The 22,834-nt window shown below is 47.3% G+C and carries 18 protein-coding genes and 1 pseudogene; 7 read left to right on the top strand and 12 right to left on the bottom strand.

The window, feature by feature from the left end:
• Positions 1-168 precede the first annotated feature (168 nt).
• The gene (locus DXA13_RS17980; RefSeq protein WP_118246437.1) at positions 169-477 is read left to right on the top strand and encodes an isochorismatase family protein; all 309 of its coding nucleotides are present in this window, start codon (positions 169-171) and stop codon (positions 475-477) included.
• A 156-nt stretch (positions 478-633) separates the two neighbouring features.
• Here the strand turns inward: DXA13_RS17980 and DXA13_RS17985 are convergent, their stop codons facing one another.
• The 6 genes from DXA13_RS17985 to DXA13_RS18010 form a co-directional block, all read right to left on the bottom strand.
• Positions 634-2,052 carry a PTS transporter subunit EIIC gene (locus DXA13_RS17985; protein ID WP_118246438.1) on the bottom strand — a complete coding sequence of 473 codons (1,419 nt, stop codon included), beginning with the start codon at positions 2,050-2,052 and terminating at the stop codon, positions 634-636.
• A 54-nt stretch (positions 2,053-2,106) separates the two neighbouring features.
• On the bottom strand, positions 2,107-3,786 hold the full coding sequence (locus DXA13_RS17990) for an alpha-glucosidase (RefSeq protein ID WP_118246439.1): 1,680 nt from the start codon (positions 3,784-3,786) through the stop codon (positions 2,107-2,109).
• Positions 3,737-4,651: a Cof-type HAD-IIB family hydrolase gene (locus DXA13_RS17995; protein ID WP_181995734.1), complete on the bottom strand. Its 915-nt coding sequence runs from the start codon at positions 4,649-4,651 to the stop codon at positions 3,737-3,739. Before DXA13_RS17995 ends, DXA13_RS17990 begins: the two co-directional genes overlap by 50 nt.
• Positions 4,652-4,875: 224 nt before the next feature.
• Positions 4,876-5,643, bottom strand: coding sequence for a MurR/RpiR family transcriptional regulator (locus tag DXA13_RS18000; protein WP_118246441.1), 768 nt, complete (start codon positions 5,641-5,643; stop codon positions 4,876-4,878).
• Positions 5,633-6,403 (bottom strand): MurR/RpiR family transcriptional regulator, encoded by a 771-nt coding sequence (locus DXA13_RS18005; protein WP_118246442.1) that lies wholly within the window; start codon positions 6,401-6,403, stop codon positions 5,633-5,635. The genes DXA13_RS18000 and DXA13_RS18005 overlap by 11 nt, the downstream gene beginning before the upstream one ends.
• A 115-nt stretch (positions 6,404-6,518) precedes the next feature.
• A complete protein-coding gene (locus DXA13_RS18010) occupies positions 6,519-11,528 on the bottom strand; it encodes a LysM peptidoglycan-binding domain-containing protein (RefSeq protein ID WP_118246443.1) in 5,010 nt (1,669 codons plus the stop codon).
• Between the two features lie 309 nt (positions 11,529-11,837).
• Here DXA13_RS18010 and DXA13_RS18015 point away from each other — a divergent pair, with 309 nt between their 5' ends.
• The 6 genes and pseudogenes from DXA13_RS18015 (at position 11,838) to DXA13_RS18035 (ending at position 18,422) form a co-directional block, all read left to right on the top strand.
• Positions 11,838-12,581 carry a LytTR family DNA-binding domain-containing protein gene (locus tag DXA13_RS18015; protein ID WP_118246444.1) on the top strand — a complete coding sequence of 248 codons (744 nt, stop codon included), beginning with the start codon at positions 11,838-11,840 and terminating at the stop codon, positions 12,579-12,581.
• A gap of 382 nt (positions 12,582-12,963) precedes the next feature.
• The gene (locus DXA13_RS18020; protein WP_147348054.1) at positions 12,964-13,731 is read left to right on the top strand and encodes a hypothetical protein; all 768 of its coding nucleotides are present in this window, start codon (positions 12,964-12,966) and stop codon (positions 13,729-13,731) included.
• 413 nt (positions 13,732-14,144) lie between these two features.
• Positions 14,145-15,287, top strand: a complete 1,143-nt coding sequence (locus tag DXA13_RS18025) for a hypothetical protein (RefSeq protein WP_147348055.1) — start codon at positions 14,145-14,147, stop codon at positions 15,285-15,287.
• A complete protein-coding gene (locus DXA13_RS22095; RefSeq protein WP_243009207.1) occupies positions 15,284-15,445 on the top strand; it encodes a hypothetical protein in 162 nt (53 codons plus the stop codon). The genes DXA13_RS18025 and DXA13_RS22095 overlap by 4 nt, the downstream gene beginning before the upstream one ends.
• A 122-nt stretch (positions 15,446-15,567) precedes the next feature.
• Positions 15,568-17,214 (top strand): GHKL domain-containing protein, encoded by a 1,647-nt coding sequence (locus tag DXA13_RS18030; RefSeq protein ID WP_243009208.1) that lies wholly within the window; start codon positions 15,568-15,570, stop codon positions 17,212-17,214.
• Positions 17,215-17,381: 167 nt separating this feature from the next.
• Positions 17,382-18,422 (top strand): annotated as a pseudogene (locus DXA13_RS18035) (PTS sugar transporter subunit IIC).
• 255 nt (positions 18,423-18,677) lie between these two features.
• Here DXA13_RS18035 and DXA13_RS18040 read toward each other — a convergent pair.
• The 6 genes from DXA13_RS18040 to DXA13_RS18065 all read right to left on the bottom strand — a co-directional run bounded on the left by DXA13_RS18040 (position 18,678) and on the right by DXA13_RS18065 (position 22,818).
• Entirely contained in the window at positions 18,678-19,322 is a 645-nt protein-coding gene (locus tag DXA13_RS18040; protein ID WP_118246447.1) for a hypothetical protein, read from the bottom strand.
• Complete coding sequence (locus DXA13_RS18045) at positions 19,319-19,912, bottom strand: nitroreductase family protein (RefSeq protein WP_118246448.1); 594 nt, start codon at positions 19,910-19,912, stop codon at positions 19,319-19,321. Before DXA13_RS18045 ends, DXA13_RS18040 begins: the two co-directional genes overlap by 4 nt.
• Before the next feature lie 11 nt (positions 19,913-19,923).
• Positions 19,924-20,772: a DUF3658 domain-containing protein gene (locus tag DXA13_RS18050; protein WP_118246449.1), complete on the bottom strand. Its 849-nt coding sequence runs from the start codon at positions 20,770-20,772 to the stop codon at positions 19,924-19,926.
• Complete coding sequence (locus DXA13_RS18055) at positions 20,769-21,101, bottom strand: TfoX/Sxy family protein (protein WP_118246450.1); 333 nt, start codon at positions 21,099-21,101, stop codon at positions 20,769-20,771. Before DXA13_RS18055 ends, DXA13_RS18050 begins: the two co-directional genes overlap by 4 nt.
• Before the next feature lie 123 nt (positions 21,102-21,224).
• On the bottom strand, positions 21,225-21,746 hold the full coding sequence (locus DXA13_RS18060; protein WP_347559912.1) for a DUF1847 domain-containing protein: 522 nt from the start codon (positions 21,744-21,746) through the stop codon (positions 21,225-21,227).
• 94 nt (positions 21,747-21,840) lie between these two features.
• Complete coding sequence (locus DXA13_RS18065; protein WP_118246451.1) at positions 21,841-22,818, bottom strand: DMT family transporter; 978 nt, start codon at positions 22,816-22,818, stop codon at positions 21,841-21,843.
• Positions 22,819-22,834 lie beyond the last annotated feature (16 nt).

Below are 22,834 nucleotides of genomic sequence, written 5' to 3' on the forward strand. Positions count from 1 at the left end.
ACATTTATTGAATGTGGCTGGTGGAATTTAGTCTCGCACGCAGAATTCCAGTAGCCCGTTTGCCATGTCCGGAAATCGGATTTTTTATAAGAAGTCAAACTAATTATAGCAGATATCTAGAATCTTTACGTTAAAAACCTGATAATTCAGGCTAAATTTTAAAGACCAGTGGAATTTAGTCCCGCACTGGAATTTACTTTTTCAATTCAGCTTTTCTTAAAAACCAAGGGAAATGCATTGACAAGCGAAGGTTTTGCCGCTTTTGTAAGTGATAATGAAATCGATGAGTTTTATATTGCCGGTGCGGATGCCATTGCCTGTGTCAAATCCACTTGCTACAATATGAATAAAGGAGGCTATATCGTTCACGTTCTGTCTGATTGCATCACCAGTTACGATAAAAGAAAAATCGACGAAATGCTTCAATACTATGAGAGCAAGGGATGTCTTGTAGCGAAACTGAGCGAAGTTATGTAAAACTGCCGGGGCAGATGACCGCCAGGGATCAGAAGAGGCGGCCATCATCAAGCCTGAGTGAATTGTTACTCTCTCCCTGACGGCTGCCGCCTCTTCTGTTATTCTGTTATTATTTTATTCTGTTATTCTGTTTTTCCCTCTTCTGCTGCCCTTCTCCTACTCATCTGCCGTCAGCACTTCTTTCGGAATTCCAAACATACATGTCAGCGTGAAACAAAGTGCCACTGAAAGGATGGAAACAAGGAAATACCAGAGCAGCTGTCTCCATTCATAAATATACATAAGGTAGGATGGCAATACTGCCAGTCCGTAAGAATTGGACTGAATATTTAAGATTGACAGCAGCGCCGCACCAAGCCCAGAAGAACAGAGCATAATAATCAGCGGTCTCAGATTATATCGAAGCTGTATTCCGAAAAGAACGGGTTCACTGATACCAAATAACTGGGAGAGCATGGCTCCGACAGCCGTCTGTCTTACGCTTTCTTGTTTTGATTTTACAAAAAATGCCAGACAGGTCCCAACGTTGGCAAATCCGTACATCGCGCATAGTGTAATCACTGGATTGAATCCGGTGTTGGCCAGAAGCGAAGTTTCGATCATCGTATATGTATGATGAAGTCCTGTAATAACCAGAAGAGGATAGGTTGCTCCGATCACAAAGCCGCCGATTCCAAATGGAATATGTATCAAGAGCTCAACAATCTGCACCAGCTTTAATTCTACAATATGCATGACCGGACCGATTCCAAGAATGACTGCCAGAAAAGTCACCAGCATAACAAGAAACGGCGTCATAATTAAATCCAGGGCATTAGGCATAATCTTACGTAATTTTTTCTCTAATTTTGCTCCGATAAGTGCGGTGAGTATTGCCGTAAGCACGCTTCCCTGACATCCGACGACAGGGATCACGCCAAAGGCCATCACCGCTCCGATCCCACTGTTGGGATCGGCAACGGAATATGCGTTAGGCAGCGCCGGTGATACCAGCATCAGGCCAAGAACGATTCCGATCACAGGCATTCCGCCGAATACCTTGTATGCAGACCAGCAGATAATAGCCGGCAGAAACGCAAAAGCAGTCTCTGTCAGAACGTTTACAAGTGTAACAATATAGGCGGGAATCATGGACGAATCCGCTCCAAAAAGGGCCAGTACATTGTCATTAAACACGCAGCCCTTCAGTCCCAGAAAAAGGCCGGTCGCAGCGATTACCGGAATAATCGGCACGAAAATGTCTCCCAGCGTCCGCATCAGCCTTTTTATCCCCTTCTGCTGTCCCTTAATGATCGCGTCCTGTTCCTGCTTAGACAGCGTTTTCAGATTCATCTGCTCAATCTCCGCATAGACTTTATTTACGATCCCTGTTCCAAGAATAATTTGGTACTGGCCTGCATTGAAAAATGTGCCTTTTACCAACGGAACCTTCTCCAACTGTTTTTTGTCAATCACTTCATTGTCCTTCACCACCAGACGGAGGCGGGTCGCACAGTGGGTCGCCGAAATAATGTTGTCTTTTCCCACGATATTAACAATCTGTGACGCAATGTCCTGATAATTTACATTCTCCATGATCTTTTCCCCTCTCTATATTCTCCATAAACGCTCTTTATACATATATCCCTATTATTTACTCTGCTCCATTTTCAGAAAGACCGACTGGTAGGGCTGCAGCTTCAGTTGTCCTCTGTCCAGAACAGATTCCCCATAATTCTGCCATACGGGTTCTACTACTTCATATCCGGCCGGAAAAACTTCTTCTATTTCTCTGTCGCTGAAATTAAACCAACAGCAAATCGTCTCGTTTTCCGTATAACGCTTATAGGCGATTACTTCGCTGCTTCCTGACAGCGGTTCGATTTTCCCATAGATGAAGCAGTCCCTGTGGGGCCCTTTCTGGCGGAACCGGATCATGTTTTTATAAAACTCATACATGCTTTCGATTTTTCCAATCTGGAACTCTGCGTTTATTTCCGGATACTCTTTTGTCATTCCAAGCCATGGTTTTACCGATGAGAACCCGCCGTACTGCTCTTCGTTCCACGGAAATGGCGTTCTGGCATTATCCCTGCTTCTTAAATTTACGATTTCAAGAGCTTCCTCCCGGGAGTATCCCTCTTCCATGGATCGGTAATACTGGTCGATGCTCGATAAGTCGTTAAATTCTTCGATGGAATTTCTCTCAAAATTCTTCATTCCCAGTTCCTGCCCCTGATAGATAAACGGAACGCCCCGCAAAAAGAAATACATCGCCGCCAGAGTTTTTACAGCATTGGGATTGTCCTGCGCTTCCTTCAGATATTTTGTTGCGGCTCGCGGCTGATCGTGGTTTTCAATGAAATTGGCCCCCCAGCCATGGGTCTGCAGCGCCATCTGGCTAGCCATGATCTTATCGTTTAAGTCTCTTATCTTCCAGTCGATTCTCTTAAACCACTCGCTGCCTGAGGCGATATCCAGATCCGCATAGCGGAAGTCAAAGATCATAGAAAAATAACCGTTCTCCCCCATAAAATCTCCCAGGCCTTCATAAGGAACTCCCGGCGCTTCCGCAACCGTTACACACTGATGTCTGTCAAATGTCCGTTCCTTCAGTTCGAGGAGAAATTCTCCAATACCCGGCTGGTTCCTGGACGCCTTCGTGCACTTAGCAAGTCCGTCTGCGCCATCCGGCTCCCGGTCCTGCCACGATAAGTCCTTTTTAATAAACGTAATCGCGTCTACGCGGAATCCTGCAATCCCTTTGTCCAGCCACCAGTTGACCATCTCGTATATTTCATTTCTCAGCTCAGGATTTTCCCAGTTTAAATCCGGCTGCTTCCTGCCAAAGGCATGAAAATAATATTCATCCCGTCCCGGAACCTTTTCCCATACGCTTCCGCCAAAAATGGAACGCCAGTTATTCGGCTCCTTTTGTCCTTCTTTGAAAATATAGTAGTCATGATATCTGCTGTCCCGGTCTTTTAATGCCTGCTGGAACCACTCGTGTTCGTCCGACGTGTGATTGACGACCAGATCCAGAATAATTTTCATGTCCCGGTCTTTCGTCTCTTCGATCAGTTCTTCCAAATCTTCAATCGTGCCAAATTCCGGAGCAATTGTCAGATAGTCTGAGATATCGTAACCGTTATCATCCATGGGCGACTGATAAACAGGGCAGATCCAGAGCATGGTCACCCCCAGATCCTTCAGATAATCCAGTTTTTCCGTAATCCCTTTTAAATCACCGATCCCATCGTTATTGCTGTCTTTAAAGCTCTTAGGATAAATCTGATAAACGACTTCCTCCTGCCACCACTGCTTTTTCATTTCCCTTTCTCCTTTCTTTCCCATAAGGTAAGATAACCTTTCTTCTTACCAGCTCCTTATAAATGCCGTCCTCTGTCACCGGTTCGCATACCGAAGAGGCGTATTTTATCATTTCCGGACTGCTGTTTCCTACCAAAATTCCTGTTCCCGTTTCCTTTATCATGGCGATGTCGTTTTCGCTGTCGCCAAAGCTCATGCTGTTTTCCTTTAAAATCCCAAGAAAATCGTTCATCCATCTGACCGCTTTTCCTTTGTGACAGCCTTTCGGGAGTAACTCCAGATACCACTGGCCGTTCCATTCTTTTTTCTGAATGACTTCTGCCTTCTGTGCGAGTTCCATTTCTGTCCTGTCTATGGCGGATTTTTTTCCAAACATACATATCTTGTGAATTTCACAAGGCCGGCTTTGCAGTTCTCCAATGTTGTTTTCATATGGAATTTTATTCTGTTCTCGGATGATTTCCTGAACCTCCCTGCTGCTGCCGCTTATCTTATGCTGAAAATCTTCCCGGTAAAATGCAGCTGCATTGTAATCCATGAATATCTTCTGATCCGCCTCCATCGCCAATGATAACTGTCTTTCAAGGGCAAGTGTTAGCACCTCTCCCAGCACCCGTCCAGAAAAATGTTTTTTCCAGTAATCCACTCCGTGGTAGGTGATGTAACATCCTCCCCCCGAAATGATACCGTCTGTCGTCAGCGCCCGGACGTCCTCCTGTACGGAACCGGGATTTCTTCCCGTGCAGATTACGACTTTAATTCCCACTCTCCTGCATTGGTCCAGCGCCCAGACCGCGCTAGCCGGAATTCCTTTTTGTTCGTCTCTGAGCGTTCCGTCTATGTCCATATAGATGATCTCCGTCATACCTTTTTCATGCCCTTCTGTTTGATCTGTAAACAGAGTATCATAAAAAAAGAGGCCATTCAATAGAATGAACCTCTTCAAGATTTTTGTACTGTTTCTGGACATTTTTTCCGTTTCAGAAACTTTGTACACCATTTTCCTCTCTGTTTTTCATTTATATTTTCCCTACCCGCTTTTCTTGTCTATTTCCGATCTTTCTCCTAGCTATCCCCTGTATGGTTTCTTCATTCATTTTCCTCATCAGATCTTTTCACCAGATAATTCTGATAGGACAAATACAGATATTCGATTAATATAAAGTAGGGCGTTGTAATTTCATACTCCATGTTGTATTTCATCGGCAGCTGAATGGAATTAATATACAGGCTTTCTTCGCACAATGAGGCCAGCGTATTGCTCCTTAGCCTTGTAATTGATACGGCCGGCACATGACCGGTCCTTAAAAACCGCCCAAGCTCCACTACTGCCTCCGATTCTCCCGACAAAGAAATGATAAACACCATGTCCTGCGGTGTCACTATTTTTTGAAGGCCATAGGATAAATCATGTCCGTAGAGATGAATCATATCTTTTACCGGCAGAAACATCCGTTTCATCTCACTGGCCGCCCTCGCCTGGGAAGACCCGCTCCCATATACAAAGACCCGTTCTGCGGAATATAGTTTTTCAAAAATCCCCGACATATCTTTGTCCATCAAATCGTCCATCATTTTATGGTAGCTGTCCATGATAGACTGCAGGAATCCGTCGGAAGTCTGCTCTTTTTCCAGCAGCTCTATTTTAATACGCGCCTTCAGCTCGCTGTACCCGGACAATCCCAGTTTTTTCGCAAAACGGACGAGCAGCGTTTTTGATACATTGCAGTCACGGGCAAATTCTTCTATGTTTTTTTTGCAGCAGTCTCTGTAATGTCTGCTCAGATAATGACATACATATTTCTCATTCTCGCTGAAATCGTCATAGCAATTGTTCAGAAGCTGGTCAATTCTCATCCTGGGCCTCCTTTTCCATCCTGTCTGCGTATTCCAGATAACGGACCGACAAAATATCCAGGAGAATATAAAATGCGGCTACCATTTCATAAGACTGCCCTGATGAAGGATTGACTGTTTTTGTTCCCACATAAAGATTTTCCCGACACAGTCTTGCCAGACTGTTATTGGCCCATCTCGTAAAGGATACGGTTCCGATTCCCATTTTCTGGACCGCCTTGACCACGTTTAAAGCCTCAGAGTTCTCTCCGGAAAGGGATACCGCCACAAATAAATCACGATCCTGGAACCGGTTTTTAGCAAACTCCACCTCTCCCAGATCATATAGATCCACGCAGCACTTTCCCAGCATCAGGAAAATCCGCTTAAATTCCTCTGCAATCGTTTTCTGTTCATTTCCTGTGCCATAGAGGTAAATCGTACCCGCCTGATGGATGGCTTCACATATTTTTTCATAATTGTATTTCGTCAATTCGTCAATCATAAGATGATATTTTTCAATAATTTCAAGCAGGTCGTACCGATATACGGGAGCGTCTTCTTTCCGGTCCAGAAGCAGCTTGAATTCAGCATAGGTATCCACATCCAGCTTTTTCATCAAACGCACCAACGTCGTTCTCGATACATGCAAAAAGGCGGCAAGCTCCGTACTGTTCATCTTTCCGACGGCCTGCCGGTCACGGAAAACAGCCGTCAGCATCTCCCTGTCGTTTGCTGTCAGCAGGTCGTCCTTTTTGTTTACAAGCTCTTCTAAGTTCATTTTGTCACTCCTTTTAACGGCTTTCAATCAATTGCTGCCTTCATTATATCAGATTTTTATAGGGAGTGCTGCAAAAAAAATACAGCACTCCCTATTCGTTCCATCGCTCCTGTCTTTATACAGGAATTATTATATTGCTTCCTACACGAAGATCATATATCTCCAGTCCGGGATTGAGGTTCAAAAGCTGCTGTACACTGCAGCCGTACTGCCGGCTGATCTTGTTAAGGGTATCCCCCCGCTTGATTGTATAGGATACCGTTCCGTTCTGCTCTGTTTTCTCTTCCCTGTCTTGTCCCGCCTGCGCCTGATCTGTCTGCGCCGTATCTGTCTTCTCCGGCAGCAGCACGTAATCCGAGCAGTGGGTCAAAAGGATTGTGACAAATCCGTCGGCCTCTACCTTATAGCGGTTCTCCGGCAGCGCTTCCAGCTTCCCCTCTGTCGGATTGTAGTAATACAGGTATACGGTGTCTCCATGATTAATTCCGGCTTCATTTCCCGATGGAATTCTCACCCGCACTTTGGACGGCAGGTCTCCGGAGTGGCCGAAGCTCAGGTTTAACCCCTTCAGTTCTGCATCCCTATCTGCTACCGCCGCCTTAATGGCATGTTTTTCTTCCGTCAGATTTCTGACCGGAATGATGGAAATAGCCAGATTCACCTCCGTCGCCGGTGCCGCCGATGCTTGCAGCTCCTGTCCGTTGAACATCCAGACATAATCCACATTGCCTTTCTCATCCTTAATGGCAACGGTCAAATCTTTCCCCGCCTCTTTCGCCGCTTCTATAACCGCCTTATCAAGAGTAATATTGTCCACATTTATCTTGTCGCTGCCGGTTACCGAATCCGGAATTACAATGGTTACGCTGACATTCTGCGCCTCTGTATTTGCAAACTGTGACGCAATCTCCCCTCCGGGCAGTCCGATTGATACATCCACCGGAATCGGCGAGCCGGCTGCATTGACTGCCTCGGTCACAAGGCTGCCGTTCACAAAAGTTTGGATCTGGGCCTGACCGTCGGTTACATTTGTTGTGATTCCTGAGGTGCCAGCCTCTGCCCTTGCCTCGGTCACATTGCCTGCCCCATCTTTTTTTACAACAGTCGTGACGGTCTGACCTGTCTTAGCGTCGGTTGTCACCCCTGTTATCACCTGTCCGCCGTCTTCCGTTCCTGATGTACTGGTGACAGTAGATACCGTAGACGTGGAAGAAGAGCTGCTGTTGCTTCCTCCGCCTCCGGAGCTGTTTCTCGTCCAGAGAGCCGTTACTTTAGTATTGCCTGCCGGCATCGTAAAGGTAGTGGACGAACTGTTGACATCGCCAAAACTGCCTCCGTTGTCAGATGTCCAGTTATTGAAGCTGTAGCCGCTTCTCATTCCTGCGTTGATTTCCACCTGTGCGCCTGCCCTGTAACTTCCGGAGCCGGATGAGCCGGTGCTTCCTGAGCCGTCAACGTTGAGCGTATACAGTGGGGCCGGTATGCTTGTTATCGTCAGTCTTCCTGTCCCTGTCTCAATCTCGTAGCAATCCTGATTCTCTACAGCGACCGATTCAATTGAAATGATGTAAGTTCCTACGTTTTCGTAGTTTCCGTTTGCCGTTGTCTTATAAGTGACGCCGGTAATGTTATCATTGCCCTTTAAGTTTTCAGCCTTATAGGAAAATGACGGCGTTTCATTTTTCACAATGGTTACATTTTCCGGAGTGATTGTCAGCTTAGCCGGAGCAACCGCCGCCGCGGCGGTCTTCTCTGCCACATAATCGGCATTTCCAGTCAGCGTCGCTGTAAATGTATATGTCCCCGGCTTTTTTACATGAACGTAGGCTATGGTTTCCTTTTCATTGTAGCTTACTGTGAAATCCTCCGGATTGGTAATCCTCTCTTCTCCCCGCCAGCCTGAGATGGTAAGCTGACTGGCATAGATCAACTCATCTTCACCATTATTGGCGATCACGAACTGTACCGGGCAACTGCCTTCTTCGCTGCCGTTATAAGCGGTTTCTGCTTTCACTGTCCCCAGGAAGCGGTTTCCGTTCTTCTGCCTCTGAACAGTGATCGTGATGGCCTCGCTCTCCACCTCCGTGCCGCCATCTGCCGGTGTATAAACCGCTTTCACACTGTTTTCTCCTACCGTTAAAAACGGCATAAAATTCGACGTGCCGCAGGCTGTTGTGAGGTAAAAGCCTGACTGCGACGGACCGACGTTATAATTCACCGGGTCTCCCAGTTCTCTATCGCCTGCGTAAAATTGCACCTTTCCCGACGTAACGGGAACGTGTGTATTCTTATTGATTATCTCTGCCGTCAACAGCAGCGAGTCTTCCACGTAATAAGGCCCTTCCCGGCTGACTTTCAATTCGATCTTCACCTCTGTGGAGGTATCAAATGTCCACTTTGCATAGATACCGGTCGGTTCGTTAATCGATGTATTGCCGAAATCAAATTCATCTGCGCCGTCCTTACTTGTAACCCATTTATCAAATATATGATTTTCTTTGACCGGATTGTCAGCAGGCTTGGCCGCCTTACTGTTTTTCAGAATAATCTGGGGCGCTGCAGAACCGGTATCATAGGCGGTGTCGCCGTCGTAAAAAGTAACTGTGTAATAGTTAAGCTCTGCATTTGCCGCCCCGCCGTTTACCGTTACAATAACACCGGTATCCGTATTTCCCTCATACAGGTTATAAGTTCCGTCTTCCACGGCATTCAGATTACTTACGCTTATGTCTCCATTTACCAATCGGAAGGTTTTGCCGTGATCCGTCCATTCCCTATCGTCCTTTTTAACGCCAACCGTCACCGCATATGTTTCTGGAGGCCGCTCTTCTGTCAGTTCAGGCGCTGCCCTGTCCCCTGTCCAGAACCAGTATTCCCCTGTTTTTATATCTACCCAAGCGCTCAATGCGGGGAGCAGGCTGGAATAGGCAGTACCGTCTATGATCACAGCCTTGCCCTCTGAAAATGCGCCGTCCCTGCCGAAGCTTAGAAGATCAGTTTCATTATTAGACGCACCGACTGCGGACAGTTTATCATTGAAGCCGCTATCCCTGAGCCAGTAACAGTTGACTGCTTTTCCATTTCCATAATCTCTGTTATCGCCAACCAGTCCGCCGGCAGACATCCTCCTGCTGTCAGGCAGAGTAAGAGCTCCGGCATTGTAGCAGTTTTCTACAGTTCCATTATTGGCTCCGATCACACCGCCATAATAACTCATCTCATCTCGGCCGGTAATATTACCGATGTTATAGCTGTTTTCCACCTTGCTGTTCTCATGGATGTTATATCCGGTAATTCCCCCTGCGTAGCTGTACGTTTCGGCAACCGTAATCGTTCCCCTGTTCCAGCAGTTCCGGATCGTTCCCGCGCCTGTATTACCGTTGGCCCCTGCAATTCCCCCGGCAGTAATCGATGTTCCCCCTATCGTACCGGAATTGGAACAGTTCTTCACCGTGCCTTTTTCCAAATAACCGACGATTCCGCCTGTATATGCATACAACATGTCGTTTGTAAATGACACTGAAATATCAGCAAAGCTGTGGCAGTTTTCTACCGTACCGGAACCGGAGACATCGCCCGCTACCGCCCCATACCCTTTAGGAGCAGTACTTCCCGTATATGTAACATCCACAGCAGACCCTTCGCCGATGGTGAGATTTTTCACCATTCCGCCGTAAATATCCCCGAAAAGGCCTGCTGAACGGTCATTTCCATCGCCTCCGTCCACTATAATATTCATATTCTCAACAGTGAATCCCCCGCCGTCAAAGGTGCCCTTGAAGGCTCCGCTGCCGTTTCCTATGGGCTTCCAGTCGTGACCGTCCAGGTCGATATCACCGGTCAGCCTATAATACCTGGATGGATATACCGGACTGTACTGCCGATCCGCTTTCGCCTTCTTCCAATCATCTTCTATCAGATAGGCCATATACCCCAGCTCCGCCCCATTGGAAATCAAATACGGGGAATCTTTGCTGCTTCCATCACCGCTTCCGGCAGCAAATGAGTCCGCACGTATCCCATCATTGGACCAATAGTCACCGTCTGCAGCCTTGGTCAGAGGCTGCCTTTGGATAAATTCATAAAGCTGCCACAGTTTTGCCCTTCTTTCATCACCGACAGCGCTCTTCTCCTCTTCGCTCAACCCATCATACTGATTCTTTGCCGACGTAACAGCAGAAGCAATCTCTTTCATTCCTGTCAGCCATTCATCATAGTCCGGATCCCCTTCTCCCGGCGGATTAGCAAAGAGAGTTTCTAATTCAGGCAGAGCATCGATCATGGCCATGACCTGTTCTGCTTTTGACACCTCCGTTTTCTCCACAGCTATCCTGATCTGAGGCAGCTCCACCCCGGACGCAGCCTCATAGCCTGCCGGCAGAACAGGGTCGAACGTCCATATCCCCTCTTCGGCGTTCTCATCATAAGCTTCCTCCGCCTCCCATATCACGCCCGTAACCTTGACCTCTTTTTCCGTCTCATCCTCCCCGGTATACCCTCTTGCCCACAGCGCTGCCGGAAGGTTTAGTTTTGCCTCCTCAGTTCCGGCGGGAACCGTCTGGTTCTTTACCGCCTCATCCAGGGACAGAAATTCTGTGATTGTAATTATATGTTCCTGGTCCTGTATAATGATTGGTGGCGGATTATTACCAATATTGTTATTGATATTATTATCTATATTGTCATTCGTTCCCATACAGAGTTCGCACTGATGGGTACAGGGAGATGTGACAGTGATCGTTTCCTTATATCCGCAAGCATCGTCATGCTCATGGCTGCAGGGCGTTCCCGGGACGGCTTCTTCATAACCGCACGCTTCATTGTGTTTGTGGGTTTCCGACGGGGTCGCCTCGTCTTCATCAAAAATAAAAGTGCAGGGAGAGCCTTTTGTTCCCGCCTCATAACCGCACGCTTCATCATGCTTATGGGTACAGCCGCTCATGGTCAGAATTTCCCTGTAACCGCAATCCTCATCATGTTCCGGATGACAGGGCAGACCAGTATTTCTTTGTCCTGTCTTCTCCACAGCCGGCGTATTCATAGGCATCATCCCGAAAACCATGCAGAATGCCAGCGCCCACGCCGCCCCTCTTTTCACGTATACCTTCTCCCTGGTATATTTCATTCATTTATCCTCCTCTTTTAACTTTTTCTTTTGCTTTTTAGCTAAAAATGAGTACAACAAAAAGAACCTTTTTTTATCAAGATTATTTATTTTTTATATGCTTTTCTACTCTAAAATGCTTTTGACATTGGGTACTCAATACGATACAATAAGCGTAATTAATAGATAATATGTAATAATTCGATTCTACAATATTTGAAAATAAATTTGTGGGTTTTCACTCAAACTACACCCCTGTTCACCCAGACTACACCCCTAGTTATTTGTTTCACAAATCCGGTCTGTTTCGGGGGTAAATGGAGGAATATCATGATAAAAATTGCAATATGTGATGATGAGAGTGGGGAACTTCGTCAACTGGAAACATTGATCAAAGCCTATGACAAGGAGCACCCGGAGCTGGATATCTCATTTAAATCCTATTCATCGTCGGCTGAGTTACTCTTTGACATCGAAGAAAATGCATATCATATCTATCTTCTTGACATTATCATGGATGGAAAAGACGGGATTGAGATAGGAAAGGCCATCCGGGATGTAGACAAAAAGGCCGCCATCATATACGCCACTATTTCTCCGGACTATGCGGTACAATCTTATACCGTAGAAGCTTTGTACTATCTGGTAAAGCCTTTTAACGAAGATAAGCTTTTTCCGGTCCTGGACAGAGCTGCCAAAAAACTTATAAAAGGGGAAAACGGCTGTTTTTCCGTACGCACGCGAAAGGGCCTCCGTTCTTTAAGAAACAGCGCCGTAATCTATATCGAATACCATTCTCACCGCCTGTCTTACCACCTGGCAGGCGGTGAGGTAGTAGAAAGCCTTACCTTCCGCGAAAGCTTCGATCAGGTATCAGGCGCAATCTTAAAAGACGAAATGTTCGTAAAAATTTCCAAATCCTATATCGTGAACTTCCGGCAGATCGAAAGCATCACTAAAAAAGGATTTATTATGAAAGACGGAACAGAAATTGCTGTCAGCCGCCTTTACGCCAATATAAAAAAAGACTATATGGATTATGTTCTGAGAGGGGGAGACTGCTGTGATCTTTGAAAAGAATCGATTTTCATACATGTTACGATCCGTTCTTTTCTCAGCATTATTCACTGTCTTTTATCCATTCTTTCCACATACATGCTCTGCCGCCGGTTCCCCACAGAACGGCGGTTTAACGGCAACCCCTTCGGAAACTGCTCCCCAGCTGACTGAAGAAATTATTTTCGAATCAAGTCAGATTCCTGCTCAGGTTCCAAATGAGGTATCTGATCCCGTATCTGATCCTGTATCCGATCCTATCGAAGTTGTGTATGTTATGCCTGTCTCTTTTGCTCTGTTCACAACAGAAATAAGCCATGCTGAAGAAACAGTCTTAGAGAAATTAAATGAGCAGTATATGAGCACTCGTGTTACACTTGAAAACGGAGACCATGCTTTTTTGAGCATAGATTATGATATCGATTCTCTTGAACAAAGGCAGCCCGGCTTTTTTCTGCTGTACGGAACAGTTGAGTCGACAGAACAATATTATGTTCCTCCGGAGATTGCCGACGTCACATTCCCCATCTTCCTCTACGATCCGGCCAATCCCTGCGAAATGCCGGTCCAGGAAGTTTCTCCCATTGTTTCTCCAACTCTCTCCCTTCCTGAAGGCGCTAGCCAGGAGCTCCTGGCCAGCAGTCTTGCCAAAAACTACAACATAAACTTCCGGCTGGATGGCGGCGTCTTCTGGTCTGCTCCTCTGGCCTGGAATCCGGAAGACGTTGATTTAAGTGTTCCCGGCAACTATACAGTTACCGGAACCCCACAGCTGCCGGAAGGAATCCTGCTGCCGGAGGAATTCTCGTCTGTTTCCTGTGAGGTCTGTGTTCAAAGCGGCCTTATAAAAGTATCACATGTCATCGCCGCCGGTTCCCAGAGCCTTATTACAGCGGATCTGGCTTATGCCGAAGAACAGGTTTCACATGCATTGGCCAATCCGAACGACTCTTACCTGAAAGCCGCCGTAAAGCTGGAAAATGGTACACGGACCATTTTTCCTGTAAAATACCATACCGGCCCGCTTTCCGAGGCCAGGACCGGTTTATTTGTCCTGGACGGAAAATCGAACCGCCGGAAGGCTATTCTATCCCTCCTGAGCTGGCAAAAGTTACGGCATTGGCCTTTCTTTATGATCCTGCCGCCCCTTGCGAACTGCCTGTCGTAACAATCCTTCCCATTACCCGTCCTCAGTTACTTCTTCCGGCAGGCACTTCCCGGGAAGAAATATCAGCCATGCTTGGAGTCAACAAAAACGTAACTTATGAACTGGACGGCGGGTTTCTTTTCTCGGCTCCCCTATCCTGGAACCTCGAAGATCTTCCCACAGACACCCCGGGGAATTATACTGTCACAGGCTTTCCGGCGCTGCCGGAAGGCCTCCTTCTGCCCGAAGAATTCTCCTCCGTTTCCTGTGAAGTCTGTCTCCAGGACGACACGAAGTTGACTTTATCGCCTCCTGTCATTAATCAATACACCCTTTTTATGGAATGGTATAAAAAGACGCCTGAAAAAAATTTGTTTCAGTTTTATTACGCAGTGGGAGACGGAGAATGGCAGGAAGATATAAGCGGGGGTTTCATGAGACTGAAGTCGGATTCCCAGACCTTAGAAGTGGATTTTTCCGGAAACGAATCCCTGCTTTTGGGAACTTCCTACTTTTTCCGCCTTCAATATGACGGGGAGTGGTCCAATACGATAGAAATTTTTTTGGAGGAAGGATCTCTCCGATACAGATGGTGCGACGGTGACAGAGACGGCGGAGACCGGAATGAACAGGAGTCTCCGGATATCATCCAGAACGTCCCGGACACTCCGCCGGAGGAAACGGTTCCCTCTGATAACGCGCCTTTGGAAACGGTTCCTTCGGATGATGCTCCGCCGGTGACAGAAACCTTCCCCTCGTCAGAGGGCGAAAGTTCATCTCTCCCACGGACTCACAGTTTTACAGGAGGCGGCAGAAAAGGCCCCGGAACGAAACAATCCAAAGACACCGAAGGTTATGGCCCCGGGTATCCGGAAGAGGCCCTTTCTGTTACAGAAAATCAGGCTGCTCAGGTTGCCGGAGACGAATCTGCTGTCAAAGAGGAATTCGAAAAAGATACCGGCAATACCGCCGTCTGGTCCGGTACACGAATTAAGGCGTACAAAAACTTGAATACCGGCTGGCCGCTCCTGTTTGAAAAGCAGCAGATCTGTCTGGAACTGCCTGTGGATGATCCTCTCTTTTATGATTTGACCAGCAACGATCTGCTTCACGTAGAAATTGAAGCGCTCACAGACAGAACCGTTCGGATAGAACTTAACTGGAATAAAAATTATATCACCGGCCTTCCCATCACGGTTACTATGCCATGGGATATTTCAAACGGCTGTAAAGACCTTCGGGTAACAGATTCGGAGGGAAATTTTGTTGGAGAAGCCATTTATAATGCGGCAGATTCCAGAATTTCCTTCCAGGCAGAAGGCTCCGGCACCTTCACAATCGAATCTTCTGCAGTCCCTTCCCTCAGCCAAACGCCAGATCCGCCGTCGGTTAATGATAATATCTCTTCTGGGAAAAACAGCCCTATCCCGACTGAGAAAACTTCCTATGCTTCTGAAGCAAAGGACACTACCGCCCCCTATATCATTGCCATAACTGTTCTGGCTGCCGCCCTGGTTCTGGCAGGCGGCATACTCTGCTTCCGGAACCATCCGAAAGGAGGAGGAGATAATACTTGAAACAAAAAACAAACCGAATCCTGATTCAAATCCTTTTTCTTTTTGTTACATTTGTTGTATCAATGGGAATCTTTCTGGCTTCTTATCGTTTTGACAATAAATACAGGCTGCATACGCCGCAGCCTATTGGCGGGATACTCTTCTTCGATCAGATATAACTCCCTTCACTCATCTGATCAACGGCTGGCAGTTTTACCGTGGGAAACTTCTCACGCCTGCAGATTTTGAAGAGAATCCGCCCCTTCCCGACGGTTATGCCTGGATCGGCAGATACTCCGGTATGGAAGCAGGACAGGCCGGCGCTTCCCCCCATGGAAGCGCTACCTATCGACTGCATTTGTCTTTGCCTGATCCCGTAAGCTCCTATACTCTGGAGCTGCCGGAAATTTACTCGTCATACCGCCTCTATGTAAATGGCAGGCAGGTGGCTTCCTGCGGCATCCCTGAACCAGAGAATTATAAACCTTCAATCCATTCCGGAGCGGTTACCTTTGAGGCCTCCGGCAACACTACTCTGCTGCTGGCGGTTTCCGACTGGTCTTACCTGTACAGCGGGTTTGTTTACCCTCCTGCCTTCGGAAATCCCGTAAATGTTAATTCCCTGCTTGAACAGAAATTTGCCTGGGAGCTGTCCGTTTCTCTGCTTGCCCTGCTACTTGGCCTAAGCCAGGCAATCCTTTTCATCCTCTTGAAAAGCCATAATGCCCTGTATTCTTCCATGATCGCCATACCTTTTGCCATCTCCGTCTGTTCACCTGCTCTTCACCGTCTCACAGCAACAGGCATTGTGCCGTTTTATAACATCGAACTGTTTTGCCGGTATGCTGTCTACGGAGCTGCTGTTCTGCTGGTGAATCACTTATATGGAAAAAGATCGAAGGCAAGAACTGCCGTTTCCATCACCGCTGTTCTGTTTCCTTTTGCTGCCTTGGGAGTCTCCCTTGCCGCTCCTGCTTTATCCTACCAGACAATGAATTTATTCTCTCAGCTGACCGGAATTTATAAAATATGCTGCTCTCTTTGGATTCTCTGCACATCTTTTTTCGCCGGGATCGGGGAAACGACGATAAAGAACCGTCTTCTTTTGGCCGGAACATGTGTATTTGCCTCCGCTCTGGCAGCGGACAGACTGATGCCCGCTTTTGAACCACTCCGTTTTGGGTGGTTCTCTGAAACAGCAGGACTGATTTTCGTCCTGATTGTCAGTTTTTTAGTATTTCAGGATTCGTTCCGCATTTACCGGGAGCGGATTCAGCTTTCCCAGGAAAAGATATGGCTGGAATCCCAGATCTGTCTGCAGAAAAAGCATTATGCCGAGTTGTCCGATCAGATGGATGGAATCCGTACTATGCGGCACGATACCCGTCACCATTTCACCCAGCTTTCCCTTCTTCTTAAAGAAGGCGGCTATCAGGAAGCTGAAAATTATTTAAATCAGATAAGCCAGGAGGCGCTGAAAACAACGCCGCTGACATTCTGCGAAAACTATGCCGCCGACGTGCTGCTCCGGTATTACTATACACTTGCAGAGGATAAGAAAATCCCCTTCTCCATTCAGGTCAGACTTCCTGAACAGACCGGAATATCAGACGGGGATTTATCGGTCGTCCTCGGCAATATTCTGGAAAATGGGGTAGAAGCCAGTTTGCGCCTGCCACAATCCCAACGTTTTTTAACATTAAATATGACCAAACACTCCTCTAATCTGTATATCGAGTCTTCCAACGCTTTTACCGGGGAACTAACCGTCACAGATGGAGTATATGGTTCACTGAAAAAGAAGGGGCGCACTGGAATTGGCCTCTCTTCTATCCGTACTACTGCGGAAAAATACGAGGGCGAAGTCTGGGTGGATACCACCCTTGATGGGCGCGGACACGTTTTTACTATCCGCGTCGTATTAATTTTGCCAAAAGACTACTTCTAAAATCCACAGACAGTTATTCCCATATCGTTTACTATTCATTGTTTAATATTTATCAATCTTTCACATTTTCCTTGCATTTTTTTCCTTCTGCTGGTACAATACGAACCAACTGCTTTGGCATAACGCCGAATGTGTGCAATACCAGATACATAAAGGAGAATTGAATTATGGAAAAGACAGGAGCAGATGGCTTCTTACCGCGTGTAAAGAATTTCTTACAGCGTAAGAACGTCACCATCACCGTCCAGACCTATCTCATTGATGCTCTGGGTGCAATGGCATTCGGTTTGTTCGCATCTTTACTGATAGGCACAATCTTCGCCACTCTCGGCGACAAGTTTCACCTGGAAATTTTTAACACAATTGCAGACTATGCGAAAGGCGCCGCCGGCGCTGCTCTTGGCGTGTCCATCGCCTACGCACTGAAAGCGCCTCAGCTGGTGCTCTTTTCTGCTGCAACCGTCGGTATCGCAGGCAACGCCTGGGCGGTCCGGTAGGCGCTCTGCTGGCTACTATCGTAGCTACCGAACTGGGTAAAATCGTCTCCAAAGAAACGAGAGTCGACATCCTGGTTACTCCCGGCGTCACCATCATTTCCGGCGTTCTGATCGCTCAGTTCGTAGGCCCCGGCGTGGCTTATTTTATGACGGCTTTCGGCAACCTGGTAAAGACGGCGACGGAAATGCAGCCTTTCCTTATGGGAATGCTCGTATCTGCTGGTGGGAATTGCTCTCACCCTGCCGATCAGCAGCGCCGCTATCTGTATCATGCTGAGCTTAGATGGCCTGGCAGGCGGAGCCGCAACGGCCGGCTGCTGTGCACAGATGATTGGCTTCGCCGTTTTAAGCTTCCGAGAAAATGGAATGGGAGGCCTGCTGGCTCAGGGCCTTGGCACTTCCATGCTTCAGATGGGCAACATCGTAAAGAATCCCAAAATTTGGATAGCGCCTACTCTCGCTTCTATGGTGACAGGACCGATCGCTACTGTGGTCTTCCATATGGAAAATATTCCTACAGGAGCCGGTATGGGAACATGCGGCCTGGTCGGCCCGATTGGCGTATATACAGCTATGGGCGGAGGCACTACTATGTGGATTGGAATCGTACTCGTTTGTTTCCTGCTCCCTGCTGTGCTGACTCTGGTTTTCGGTGAAATTCTAAGAAGAGTGGAATGGATCCGCGAAGGAGACCTGGCCCTGGATTTGTAATCCGTAAGCTGTAACCTGTAATCTGCCGGTCACCGGCTTCAATGAAAAAGCAGTTCTGCCCCATCTGACTCAAGTAATTGATCGAGTCAGATGGGGCAGAACTGCTTTTTACTCTTCAACACCCCGTCCACATTACCCGGCTACGCCCGTCTGCTGACAGCTGCTAATGGCCGCGGTATCTATCAAAATCAGCAGGATCGTTAAAATGATACATCCAAAATCGAACCATTTTCTTTTCACCATTTCTACCCCCCTTTAGAGCATTCCCCAGAACAGGTTCATTCCCGATGTAAGGAAAAACAACAGAATTCCTGTTCCTGCGGCTGTCATGATCTGCTTTGGCGACCTGTATAAAACGGCAATCGTCATTATCCATAAAATCAATTCCAAGCCGTCACGGATATCGAGGTACCAGAATCCAAAGGCAAAGGCCTGTCTTGTCATCATCATGATTATGATGGACGAAATGCAGACGGAAAGTATATGCGTTCCTCTTGCGTACCAGCAGATCATTCCCATAAGCGGGGACAGGGCCGTCATCGCGATCCAGGTCATCATATAGGATCTCGGGTAAAATCCGGCCACGAGGATGGTGTATGCATAATAACTCCCGACCATTCCGGAAAAGAATCCCAGAATGCCGCCGGCGGCCTGACACGGGCCGCTGCTATATACAGAGATGCATATGCCGCAGAACATCCAGAATCCTATCCTTGAAAAGAAATTTCTCAAATCCAGGCTCTGCAGCACAAGCGGCAGCCGATTACTGGCCGTCTCATCCAGAATCTTAGCGGTCAGGCCGAGAAGAATACCGGCAGCGATAGCTAAAAGAATCTGTATGATCCGCCCAGATACCGGCACTTTAACCGGTTTTCTAACCTCATCTAATAATTCCTTCATTCCTTCCACACAACAACCTTGTCCAGTGTTTTTCGCGGCCTCTCATCCGGCTTCTCCTCCGGGTACCCCAGTGAAACAGCCGCCAGCAGATCGCCGTCTATGTTCAGCCAATCGTGCAGTTCCTGATAAGCAAAGAAAATATCGCAAATCCAGAGGCTTCCAATTCCCTTTTCCTCCGCTGCAAGGAGCATATTCTGAATCGCGGCGCTTATAGACTGCACATTTACGATTTCGTAGATCCTGTCTTCTTCATTCAGAGGAGTAAAAAGTCCCTTCCCCTCTCCATCCAATACAAAAATGGAAACCGGCGCCTGCTCCATAATTTTAACCGTGTATTCGGCCCCAGCCAGGTGCTGTCTGCTGCCTGGAAGAATGGCATCTCCGTTCTTTTCCCGCCGGATTCCTCTGCGGAATGCCTCCAGCATCTTTTCCTTAGCCTTTCCTCTGACAACGACGAATTTCCACGGCTGCCTGTTCTTCGCTGACGGGGCCTTTACACCGCTTTCGATTATCTCCATAATATCCTGATCGTTTAAGCTGCGGTCAGAAAATTTTCGTATGCTCCTTCTGTCGGCAATTTCTCTTATCATACCTATTCTCCTCACATCTGGTTCTTCATTGTACTGGCTGACCGGATCATTCTGCCATATCTTTTCGGAGAATCCTCTATTACTTCGATCTCTTTGTTTTGAATCATCTGCTCGATCCTGGACGCATACCATCCGTCTCCGATCCCAAATCGATACATACCTAATAGATCTCCAATCAGCCTCGCTTCCTTTACAGGCTTTGCAGTCAGATGTTTTCTAATCCAGCAGTCGTAAAAGTCTTCCGATACTCCGACAAGCTGTCCGTTTATAACAGCCCGCAGCGGACTGTTATCCTCTGTCAGATCCGACCATCTGTGGGACATCATTCGGATCTCATTCTTGGACAGCCGTTTTTCATACTTCAGAAAATCCTTAAAATTCCCTGGATCAACCTCTCCCCAGCCTGTATACCGCGTGATGCATCTGCTTTCCTCCACATATTCGGGCAGCTTTACTACAGATATCTCACAGTCATATGACCTCAGAACAGCACATGTATGGCAGAATCCGCAAAGCGAATATGGAGCGTCGCTGTACCATATCCGAATCGGTTCCCCGTTTTCTGCAAATTTCCTCAGCCTTTCCAGCTCTTTTGCATACAGGCGGCTTCCGTCTCTTAATTCTCGCCTGACTTCCCCGGAAATTCCCCCGGTATCTTCCGTTTCATTTTGAGCAAATAAGCCGTAAATCAGGTTGCTTCTGAATTCGCTGTCAGCCGCTTCCCGTATGCTCCCTATGTCCAGAAGAAATCCGAGACAGACTACTTCCGACGGGCTCCCCGGGATCATCCCTCTAAGACTTCTCACCTTCGCCGCTTTCATCGAAGCAGCTTCGCTTTCTCCAAACAATACTTCAATCATACGCCTTTATCCTTTTTCTTTTTTGGCTTTGGCGCCGGCAGCTCGTCATACATCGCCTCCATCAGTTTTTTCAGAAATTCCCGGTTGTCCACATCGTCCACCAGAATCATTTCCTTTGCCCCCTCATACGGCCGTTCATAAGCAGCCTCCGGCATGAGCTTCTTCGCGGACTCCACAGCCTTTACCAGAAAACGGTCGTTATAGATTCCTCCTACGACCTTTCCTCTGTAGTAAACGACGTATTCCCCCATCATGGCTCTGCTGGAGACATCCCCAGCCTCTTTCAGCTGTTCCATGATGAAGTTCACATATTCTCTCCTGGATGCCATTGTTTCCTCCTGTTGGAATCCTCTATTCTTCCACTTCGAACTGTTTCTTTAAATATCCGTCATAACAGTAGACTGCCGCCGCCGGATTGTGACCCAGCACCCTGTCTTTTGCGATCAGGGTGGTTACCATAGCCTCGAATACTTATAGAACAGGGAATCGTGACCTACGCACAGGCCCACAACGATGTTGAATTCCGTATCCTGCTCATTTAAAAGTTCCGCCTGCATGATCGGATTGCACATGGCTTCAAATTTATCCGGCGCTACTCTGGCTTCGATTCCGATCGTATCCTTTGGCACAGAACCGTTCTTGCATATCACGGAAACGACTTCAAATCCATGTTTTCTCAGAATCGAACCGATTATCTTTGCCTCTTTGCGAAGCCCATAGCAGAAGGCCATTCCCAATTTGTGATACCCCATATTTCTGGAAAATTCGATAATTTCCTTAAGACGCACCCAACGTCCGTATCCAAGAGCTTCTATTTCGGAAGCTTTTATGTAAAATTCCTTATTTTCCGGCTTACCGTATTCCTTCATAGGTTCTTCATATTTTTCCATATGAAGCATAGGACAGTTTTTGGGCAGATGTTCTGTTGTCCCCTTCTGACATTCATTTACCGCGCAGCAGTCACATGTATACATATCTGTTTTCTCCTTTTATTTGTTTTACAAAGGTTCTGGACAGCTCAAATGCGGGTTCCTGAACCTTTCCGTTCCTAGAGAGCAGGAAGCCTGTTTATGCCCGGGCTTCCTTTCTTATCTTTATCTTCTCTTTTCTGTCCGGTAGCTGTGCCAGAATCACTGCACAAAATACAAACAGACAGCCGGTCATTTCTCTTCTGCTCATCATCTGATGGAGGATCGCCCATCCTGCCAAAGCAGAAAATACGGCTTCCAGGCTCAAAATGAGAGAAGCAACCGTGGGATCCGTGTCCCTCTGGGCCACTACCTGAAGGGTATATGCCACGCCGCAGGACATGATTCCCGCATACAGAACCGGTACCCATGCTTCCGCTATTTTTCCGATTTCCGGCGTTTCAAAGATAAATGCAAAGATCCATGAAATCAGCCCTGCCGTAAAAAACTGAACGCATGAGATAAAGACGCCGTCAGCCTTCGGTGAAAAATAATCGATCACCAGGATGTGAACAGAGAATGCAATGGCGCACAGAAAGATAAGGAATTCTCCATATCCTACGGAAAATCCTTCTTTTACGCTCAGCAGGTACAGGCCGATGACGGCTATCAGAACGCTGACCCAAACCTTTCCATCTGCCCTCTTTCCAATCATCAGTCCCATGATCGGTATGATGACGATATAAAGAGTCGTAATAAATCCTGCCTTACCTGCAGTCGTATATGCAATCCCCATCTGCTGAAGCGTTGAAGCCACGCAGAGGCAGATTCCACAACAGATTCCGCCGATAATCCCTGTAATCCTGGATTCTCTTCTGCACTGCACGGCCTTTTCTGCTGCCCTTTGTTTTGTGATCTTTTCTCCTATTCCTTGTTCTCCTTCTTCTTTTCTTCCTGACACAAAATGGAGATAAAACATACATGGAATCAGCACAATGCCCCCCATAATAAACCTGGAGCCGTTAAATGTAAACGGCCCGACATAGTCCAGTCCCACGCTCTGTGCCACGAAGGCCACTCCCCAGATCAATGCGGTCAGAAGAAGCATCCCGTTGCTCCGCGCTCTTTTCCTGTTCATAATTTTTCATACTCCC

The sequence above is a fragment of the Clostridium sp. AM58-1XD genome (assembly GCF_003464085.1).
Lineage (GTDB): Bacteria > Bacillota > Clostridia > Lachnospirales > Lachnospiraceae > Lachnoclostridium_A.